We start from the raw sequence: 7,751 nt of genomic DNA on the forward strand, positions 1-7,751 counted from the left end.
ACAGGAAAAATCGCAAACGTTCGACGTAACGCGAACAAAAAATCCGCGCTACGCCGTCGAACAGGCGGAATTCGATTTGTTCCGCGTTTCCCTAAAGATCCGCACCATGGTTGCCGATAACAGGAAGCAGGTCATCAGGAGCACACAATGAGCATCAATTCCATTGCCAATCTGGCCAGTAATGTGGCCGCCAGCGGTGCCGATCCCACGGTCGGTTATACCGTGCTGAAAAAAGCCCTGAATATCGAGGCGGCCACCGCCAGCACCTTGCTGGCCGCGCTGCCTCCCGTGCAATCCACGCAAAACCTGCCGGCCAATCTGGGCCGCACCATCAACACCACGGCTTGATCTGCCACGGCAACTGCCGGCAGGTTGATCAGCCCTTGATGGATGTAATGCGCAGCCCTGCCAGGTCCGCCTTGGCCCGGGATGCATTTTCTGCAGGCCATCCTGCTGCATCCAGGCACGCCACGCCGCGCGCTCTGAACGCACCGCTAACCCTCCCATGATTCACCTTTAAGGCGATTCGGGCTTTGCGTTCAAGCGTGGTCAGGCGCAGATATTTCTCTTTTCCCGCAGTGAACCCGTGTTGCGCTCAACGAAACACGCCGCCGCAATGAATGCGTTGCAGGCAAGCAGGGGGGATCGGCAGCATGATTGCGCACTGTCGGCGCAGCCGCGTGCAGGGTGGGGACTGCATGGAAAGATTTCTGGCGACGTGCGGCTGCCGTGGCAGCGGCCGGTCGCAGTGTGATGCGGGGAATACACCGGTGCAGGGCGGATCATCCGCCCTGCATTGCGGTTGCGGCACTGCGCAGGTGTGCCTGCGCAGCCCGCCGTGCGTTATGGCGTGTCTTTGGCGTCCTGGCCGGTCGGCACCTTCATGCCGGACATCTGGGCGTATTTGGCGAAGTGCTTGCGCGCCATGGCGACCAGCTGGTTCTCGCTCGGATGATCCACCACCTCGTAGCCGACGATGCGCAGCGCGGTCTGCGGCCGGTGTTTCTCAACAAAGTGGCGGAAATCGGCCAGCCCGTTGTGTCCGCCGACCACCAGCACTTCGGCAATCCCGTCAAGCGCATCGCAAACATGCGCGAAGAATTCGTGTTCGGTGCGCACACCGCTGCCGTGCTGGGGCGTGAACTTCAGGTGCTCACGGACCTTTTGCTCGACCACCTGTTCGGAATCGAACTGCAGGACTTGCGCAGACTGATGATCGACGAAGGCGACAGCGTGAAACAGCGGGGAGGAAGGAGTACTTGATGTCATGATTGTGCCTTGTGAGCTGTGAGGAAGCCATAGCCTGCGCCAGCGCGTGCCGCAAGTCTGTGCGACAGCGAACTTGCACCTGGCCACCATGACACCGTTGCGCCCAACGCACCTCCGCGCGCTGCGCCACGCCTGCGGCGCCGGCGAGCGTGGCAGCGGCTGCCGAACCGGCTGCGCTTGCGGGTCAGGCACGGCAGCCGATCAGGCGTTGGCGCGTCTGAACTGGTCTATACTTTCGCGTTCACTTCCGGGCGCGCATGCGTCGCTTATCGAGGCCTATGAAACGTCCCCTGCTGATTGCCTTCCTGTGCCTTTGCGGCGTCATTGCCTTCTTCGTCACCATGCTGTTCGGTTACGCCTTCGTGATCGTTGCTCCCGGCATGCCATCGCTGGAGGCGCTGACCGATTACAAACCAAAAATTCCGCTGCGGGTGCTGACTGCCGACCATGTCCTGATCGGTGAATTCGGCGAGGAGCATCGCGACTTCGTGCCGATCAAACAGATCCCGGCGCACATGAAAAATGCCGTGCTGGCGATCGAAGACAGTCGCTTCTACGAGCACGGCGGGGTCGATTTCGTCGGCCTGCTGCGCGCCATACTCAATGACTTGCGGGGCGGTTCGGCGCAGGGCGCGTCGACCATCACGATGCAGGTGGCGCGCAATTTCTTCCTGACGCGCGACAAGACCGTCGCGCGCAAGGTGAGTGAAATCATGCTGGCCTACAAGATCGAGCGCGCCTTGTCCAAGGAGCAGATCCTGGAGTTGTACATGAACCAGATCTATCTCGGCCAGCGTGCCTACGGCTTCGGGAATGCGGCACAGACCTATTTCGGCAAACCGCTGGCGGAGCTGAGCATCGCCCAGTCGGCCATGCTGGCGGGGTTGCCAAAAGCACCGTCGGCGTACAACCCGATCGTCAATCCGAAGCGCGCCCATCTGCGCCAGCAATACATCCTGCAGCGCATGCGCGAGCTGGGCCTGATCACCCCGGCGCAATTCGAGCAGGCCGCGGCCGAGGACATCAAGGTACGCAGCGCCGGTCGCCTGTATTCCAGCCACGCCGAATATGCCGCTGAAATGGTGCGCCAGACCCTGTATGCGCAGTACAAGGACGAGGTGTATACGCGCGGCTTCACGGTCATCACCACGCTGCGCTCGCGGGATCAGGATGCCGCCTATGCCGCTGTACGGCGCGGTGTGATGGACTACGAGCGGCGCCACGGCTATCGCGGGCCGGAGGCAACGATTGCCTTGCCGGAGGATGCCGAAGAACGCCAGGACGCGATCGATGCGGCCCTCGACAAGCATCCTGACAGCGATGAATTGCAGGCCGCGGTGGTGACCTCGGCCTCGCCGAAACTGGTGCGGGCGATGCTGCTGTCGGGCGACACCATCGAGCTCAGCGGCGATGGCTTGCGCTTTGCCGCCAATGCACTCTCGACAAAGGCTGCGGCAGCAGTGCGCATTGGCCCGGGCGCGGTGATCCGGGTGGTACAGGATGGCCGCCAGCGTTGGGCCATTACCCAGTTGCCGAACGTGGCCGCGGCATTTGTTGCGCTCGACCCGCAGGATGGCGCCTACCGCGCACTGGTCGGCGGCTTCGACTTCAACCTGAGCAAGTTCGACCATGTCACGCAGGCGTGGCGGCAGCCGGGTTCCAGCATCAAGCCGTTCATTTATTCGGCTGCGCTGGAAAAGGGCTTCGGCCCGGGCAGCCTGATTCTCGATGCACCGCTGTCGCTCGGCGGCGAAGCCGGTTTGCCGGTGTGGGAGCCAAAGAACGACGACAACATCTATGACGGCCCGGTGACGATCCGCACCGCGCTGGCGAAATCGAAGAATGTGGTGTCGATCCGCGTGCTGCGCGCGGTGACGCCGCAAACGGTGCGCGATCATCTGGCCCACTTCGGCTTCGATCCGGCCAAACATCCGGCCAACCTGACGCTGGCGCTGGGCACCGGCTCGGTCACGCCGGCGCAGATGGCGGGCGCCTATGCGGTGTTTGCCAACGGTGGTTATCAGGTAACGCCGTATCTGATCCAGCAGGTGCTGGACGGACGCGGCGCCGTGCTGGCCCAGGCCCAGCCAATTGCCGCCGGGCAGGAAGCCGCACGCGTGCTGGATGCGCGCAATGCGTTCATCATGGATTCGATGCTGCGCGACGTGACCCGTTACGGCACTGCGGCGGCAGCGTCGCGTCTTGGTCGCAGCGATCTGGCCGGCAAGACCGGCACCACCAACGATTCAGTCGATGGCTGGTTTGCCGGTTACGGTGGCGATGTGGTGGCGGTGGCGTGGATGGGTTACGACGATCCGAAATCGCTGGGCAGCCGCGAATTCGGTGCGACGCTGGCGTTGCCGTTATGGATGAGCTACATGCAAACCGTGCTCAAGGGCAAAGCGCCGATGCAGCATGTCCAGCCCGACGGCTTGAATCGCAATACCGGCGATTGGACCTATGCCGAATTCACGCAGGGGGGTGTTCGCTCGCTGGGGCTGGAAGAACCTGTTGCACCGGGTGCACCGGGTGCGCCCGGCACGCTGGCCGTGCCGGATGCGACCGGCATCTTTGGCGAACCGCGCCCGGCGCCCGATCCGGACGCAGCACGCATGAAAGAGATTTACGGCGGCGGCAACTGAGCGTATCAGCTGCCGGAGGTGGCCTCAGTCGGTGCTCAGACTCGACAGCGCCCGGCGCTCGGCGCGCAGGTCGGCAGCCCGACTTGATTGGTGATTGGCATGTCGACGGTCAGATGCGCCGCGCCGGTCGAGCAACACCAGTCCTTCTTCGGTGACGTAAGGCAGCGTCTGGCGTACCGCACCGCGCCGCTCGGTGCGGCTGCGCGTCACCATGAAGTGGTAGCGCGACTGGCCTGGTTGTCCGGGGTCGATCATGCTGCGATCCTTTGGTGAAAGCGTGTCGGGCCGGATACACGCGCTGCGCTGACCGTGCCCGGTGAGCTCTTATTGTATGTCGCGGGTGTGCGCCAGGTTAGGTCTTTTTTATCATTTCAACATCAGGCCGGTGTCAGGAACCGGCCCGGTTCGCCAGATATTGCAGCACGCCCTGTGCCGCATGGCGGGCCGTGGCAAAGCATGCGGTGAGCAAATAGCCGCCGGTCGGCGCTTCCCAATCCAGCATTTCGCCGGCGCAAAACAGGCCCGTCTCAGCACGTGCCATCAGGTTCGCATCGAGCGACCCAAAGCGCACGCCGCCAGCGCTGCTGATGGCCTCGTCGATCGGCCGGGTCGCTGTCAATGTCAGCGGCAATGCCTTGATGGCGGCGGCCAGACTGGCTGGCTGGTTGATGGCTTCTTTCGACAGCAGTTCGCGCAACAGCCCCATCTTCACGCCGGCAATCCCGACCCGGCTCTGCAGATGGCTCGACAACGAACGCGCGCCGCGCGGATGGGCGACCTCGGCCAACACCCTGGCGGCATCCTTGCCCGGCGCCAGATCGAGCAGCACGGTGACCGCGCCATGGGCACGAATCTGCTCGCGCAATGTGGCCGAGATGGCATAAACCAGACTGCCCTCGATGCCATTGGCCGTCATCATGCATTCGCCCACCCGGTATTGGGCGACGCCATCCAGATCGGTCCAGCGGATCGCCACCGACTTCAGCGGTTGCCCGGCAAACTTTTGCTGGAAGAACGGACTCCAGCTGGTATCGAAACCGCAATTGGCCGGCAGCAGTTCGGCGACATCGATGGCGCGCTCGCGCAACCACGGCACCCAGGCCCCGTTCGAGCCGAGCCGGGCCCAGCTGGCGCCACCCAGCGCCAGCACCACGGCATCGGCGCGCACGGTCAGTTGCCCGCCCGGATGATCGATGCGCAGCGCGCCGTCGTCGGTCCAGCCACGCCAGGCATGGCGCATGTGGAAGCGCACGCCGCTGGCGCGCAGACGATGCAGCCACGCGCGCAGCAGCGGCGCAGCCTTCATATCGACCGGAAACACCCGGCCGGAAGAGCCGACAAAGGTGCTCACGCCCAAGCCGTCGCACCAGCTGCGCAGCGCGGTTGCATCGAACGCCTGCAACATCGGTCGCAAGGTGTCGGCGCGTTCTGCGTAGCGCGCCTGAAATGCCGCGGGCGCTTCGGCGTGGGTCAGATTCATGCCGCCAATCCCGGCCAGCAGGAACTTGCGGCCGACCGATGGCATGGCGTCATACAGATCCACCGTCACGCCGGCATTGGCCAGCACTTCGGCGGCCATCAATCCGGCCGGACCGCCGCCGATGACGATAACGTGGCTCATCGTGGCGCCGTCGCGGTGGCAGCGTTGTTGCGCGTGGACCAGGCGCGCCAGACGCCTTCGCCGGAATACACCACCAGCGCCGACCAGATTGCCGCGAAGCCGATCAAGCGCGCCGTGCCGAAGGGCTCGTTATACAGCCAGATACCCAACACCAGCTGCAGGCTGGGGCCGATGTATTGCAGCAAACCGAGCGTCGCCATCGGGATCCGCCGTGCGCCGGCGGCGAACAACAACAACGGAATGGCGGTAATCGGGCCTGCCGCCGCCAGCAGCCACTGCGACATCGGCGCGGCAAGGACGAACGCATTCTGGCCGTTGACGGTCAGCCAGATCAAATAGGCGAAGGCAAACGGAAACAGCAGCAGGGTCTCCAGCGAGAGGCCCTCGAGCGGACCCAGTCGGGCGGTTTTACGCATCAGGCCATAAGCGCCGAACGACATCGCCAGCGCCAGCCCGATCCAGGGCGGATGACCGCTTTGCCAGGTCAGCCAGGCCACGCCGGCCGCCGCCAGCGCCACCGCCAGCCATTGGCCGAGGCGCAGTCGTTCGCCCAGCACCAGATAACCGAGCAGCACATTGACCAGCGGGTTGATGAAATAGCCAAGGCTGGAATCGATGATCCGGCCATTGTTGACGGCCCAGATGTAGATGAACCAGTTGGTCGACAGCAGCACCGCACTGAGCATGAAACCGGCCAGCACCAGCGGCTTGCCGGCGACCTCGCGCAACCATGACCATTGCCGGCGCCAGGCCAGAATGCACAGCACGAACAGCAACGACCAGACCATCCGGTGCATCAGAATCTGCAGCGGAGCAATGGCCTGGAGTGTTTTGAAATACAGCGGAAACAGGCCCCAGATGGTGTAGGCGGCTGCCGCATAAAGCATCCCTTTGCGCATTGGCGAATCTCTGTCAATCAATGAAGGGCGGGGGCGAATTATGCCACTGACCAGCCCCATCTGTTTGACAGAAACAGGCCGGAGCTGTGTACAGTGGCGGCTTGTCAGATAACCCGGGAGGCAACAACAATGGACCAGCAATTCGAAGCAGGCTTACAGATTCGCAAGCAGGTCATGGGCGAGCAATTTGTCGATACGGCGTTTGCCAACGCCGACGCGTTCACCTTGCCGATCCAGGAATTCGTCACCCGCAACGCCTGGGGAACCGTGTGGTGCCGCGACGGCCTGGAGTTGAAAACCCGCAGCCTGGTGACCCTGTCGATGCTGATCGCACTCGGCCGCAGTCACGAAATCAAGGGGCATGTGCGCGGTGCGCTGAACAATGGCGTCACGCCGGACGAGTTGCGCGAGGTGCTGTTGCAGGCGGTGGTGTATTGCGGGGCGCCGCTGGCGCTGGATGCGACGCGGTCGGTGCAGGAGGTGTTAGCGGGGGGATGAGGAACAGGGCGGTATGTCTTTGCAGTAGATTTCGGCCTTTGGGTAACGGCAAGCTGGGTTCTGCGAAGCCAATATAGAGAGCCGGCAAAGCGGCGCGCCCTGAGTATTCGTCAACGGACCCAAGCGCACTGGGGAATTCGAAACCAAAGCGGAAAACATCGTATGTTCGGGTCGATTATTCGTAATTCCCCAGTGCATGTCCTGCTTCACTGGCAGCTACCTGCCTGTCGAGATCAATATCACCGAAAACAAGACGGATTCACTATATAGGGCCGATAGTTCCAGTTCGCACACGCGTACAACCGGCCAGAAACTGTCATCCAGGCGTTCGACCAATTCGATATTTTCTTAACAAATCTCCCAGTCTCAATTCGTCAATTGCTTCATCGAAATGGATAACCATAATGAATCCATCCAAGGTTGATCGAACGCGCGTTGTCTTGCTGACAGACCTCCCGAATGTCGGGAAGGCCAGCGCTGAAGATTTTCGGCTTCTTGGTATTCACGCGCCAAGTCAACTTGCGGGCAGGTGTCCATTCGAGATGTATGAAGCGCTTTGCGAAAAAACTGCAACGCGCCACGATCCCTGTGTCATCGACGTTATCATGTCTGTGACACGCTTCATGGCTGGCGAGGAACCTCGCCCTTGGTGGGCCTACACGGAAGAACGAAAGCAATCACTCAAGCTGAAAGCAGGAAACGGATGAAATTCGGTTACGCCACCGTTTAGCCTGAATGTTTCATGAATCGACATTTCGGCAGGAGTTTTCATCGTCATCGCAACAACTATGGAGTTGAAGAAATATCAGTAGAAACTCGCCC

The 7,751-nt window shown here is 62.1% G+C and carries 8 protein-coding genes; 4 read left to right on the forward strand and 4 right to left on the reverse strand.

The annotated features are described in order from the left end of the window. The first annotated feature begins 147 nt into the window (after positions 1-147). Positions 148-348: a putative motility protein gene (locus tag RCH09_RS19090; RefSeq protein ID WP_326942734.1), complete on the forward strand. Its 201-nt coding sequence runs from the start codon at positions 148-150 to the stop codon at positions 346-348. A gap of 495 nt (positions 349-843) precedes the next feature. Here RCH09_RS19090 and RCH09_RS19095 read toward each other — a convergent pair whose 3' ends face one another. Next, positions 844-1,269, reverse strand: a complete 426-nt coding sequence (locus RCH09_RS19095; RefSeq protein WP_326942735.1) for a hypothetical protein — start codon at positions 1,267-1,269, stop codon at positions 844-846. A gap of 257 nt (positions 1,270-1,526) precedes the next feature. On the opposite strand from RCH09_RS19095, the gene RCH09_RS19100 reads away from it, so the two are divergent. Further along, complete coding sequence (locus tag RCH09_RS19100) at positions 1,527-3,911, forward strand: penicillin-binding protein 1A (RefSeq protein WP_442785067.1); 2,385 nt, start codon at positions 1,527-1,529, stop codon at positions 3,909-3,911. 24 nt (positions 3,912-3,935) lie between these two features. Here the strand turns inward: RCH09_RS19100 and RCH09_RS19105 are convergent, their stop codons facing one another. The 3 genes from RCH09_RS19105 to rarD all read right to left on the reverse strand — a co-directional run bounded on the left by RCH09_RS19105 (position 3,936) and on the right by rarD (position 6,431). Continuing rightward, entirely contained in the window at positions 3,936-4,166 is a 231-nt protein-coding gene (locus RCH09_RS19105; RefSeq protein WP_326942737.1) for a hypothetical protein, read from the reverse strand. 133 nt (positions 4,167-4,299) lie between these two features. After that, a complete protein-coding gene (locus tag RCH09_RS19110) occupies positions 4,300-5,532 on the reverse strand; it encodes a TIGR03862 family flavoprotein (protein ID WP_326942738.1) in 1,233 nt (410 codons plus the stop codon). Then, positions 5,529-6,431, reverse strand: coding sequence for an EamA family transporter RarD (gene rarD / locus RCH09_RS19115; protein ID WP_326942739.1), 903 nt, complete (start codon positions 6,429-6,431; stop codon positions 5,529-5,531). Before rarD ends, RCH09_RS19110 begins: the two co-directional genes overlap by 4 nt. Positions 6,432-6,560: 129 nt before the next feature. On the opposite strand from rarD, the gene RCH09_RS19120 reads away from it, so the two are divergent. Further along, positions 6,561-6,929, forward strand: coding sequence for a carboxymuconolactone decarboxylase family protein (locus RCH09_RS19120; RefSeq protein ID WP_326942740.1), 369 nt, complete (start codon positions 6,561-6,563; stop codon positions 6,927-6,929). A 404-nt stretch (positions 6,930-7,333) separates the two neighbouring features. Continuing rightward, positions 7,334-7,636, forward strand: coding sequence for a helix-hairpin-helix domain-containing protein (locus tag RCH09_RS19125; protein WP_326942741.1), 303 nt, complete (start codon positions 7,334-7,336; stop codon positions 7,634-7,636). Positions 7,637-7,751 lie beyond the last annotated feature (115 nt).

It is taken from the genome of Actimicrobium sp. GrIS 1.19, assembly GCF_035984655.1.
GTDB lineage: Bacteria > Pseudomonadota > Gammaproteobacteria > Burkholderiales > Burkholderiaceae_D > Actimicrobium.

Coding starts and splice junctions, on each gene's coding strand:
- RCH09_RS19090 (WP_326942734.1), top strand. CDS start 148: ATGAGCATCAATTCCATTGCCAATCTGGCCAGTAATGTGGCCGCCAGC.
- RCH09_RS19095 (WP_326942735.1), bottom strand. CDS start 1,269: ATGACATCAAGTACTCCTTCCTCCCCGCTGTTTCACGCTGTCGCCTTC.
- RCH09_RS19100 (WP_442785067.1), top strand. CDS start 1,527: ATGCGTCGCTTATCGAGGCCTATGAAACGTCCCCTGCTGATTGCCTTC.
- RCH09_RS19105 (WP_326942737.1), bottom strand. CDS start 4,166: ATGATCGACCCCGGACAACCAGGCCAGTCGCGCTACCACTTCATGGTG.
- RCH09_RS19110 (WP_326942738.1), bottom strand. CDS start 5,532: ATGAGCCACGTTATCGTCATCGGCGGCGGTCCGGCCGGATTGATGGCC.
- rarD (WP_326942739.1), bottom strand. CDS start 6,431: ATGCGCAAAGGGATGCTTTATGCGGCAGCCGCCTACACCATCTGGGGC.
- RCH09_RS19120 (WP_326942740.1), top strand. CDS start 6,561: ATGGACCAGCAATTCGAAGCAGGCTTACAGATTCGCAAGCAGGTCATG.
- RCH09_RS19125 (WP_326942741.1), top strand. CDS start 7,334: ATGAATCCATCCAAGGTTGATCGAACGCGCGTTGTCTTGCTGACAGAC.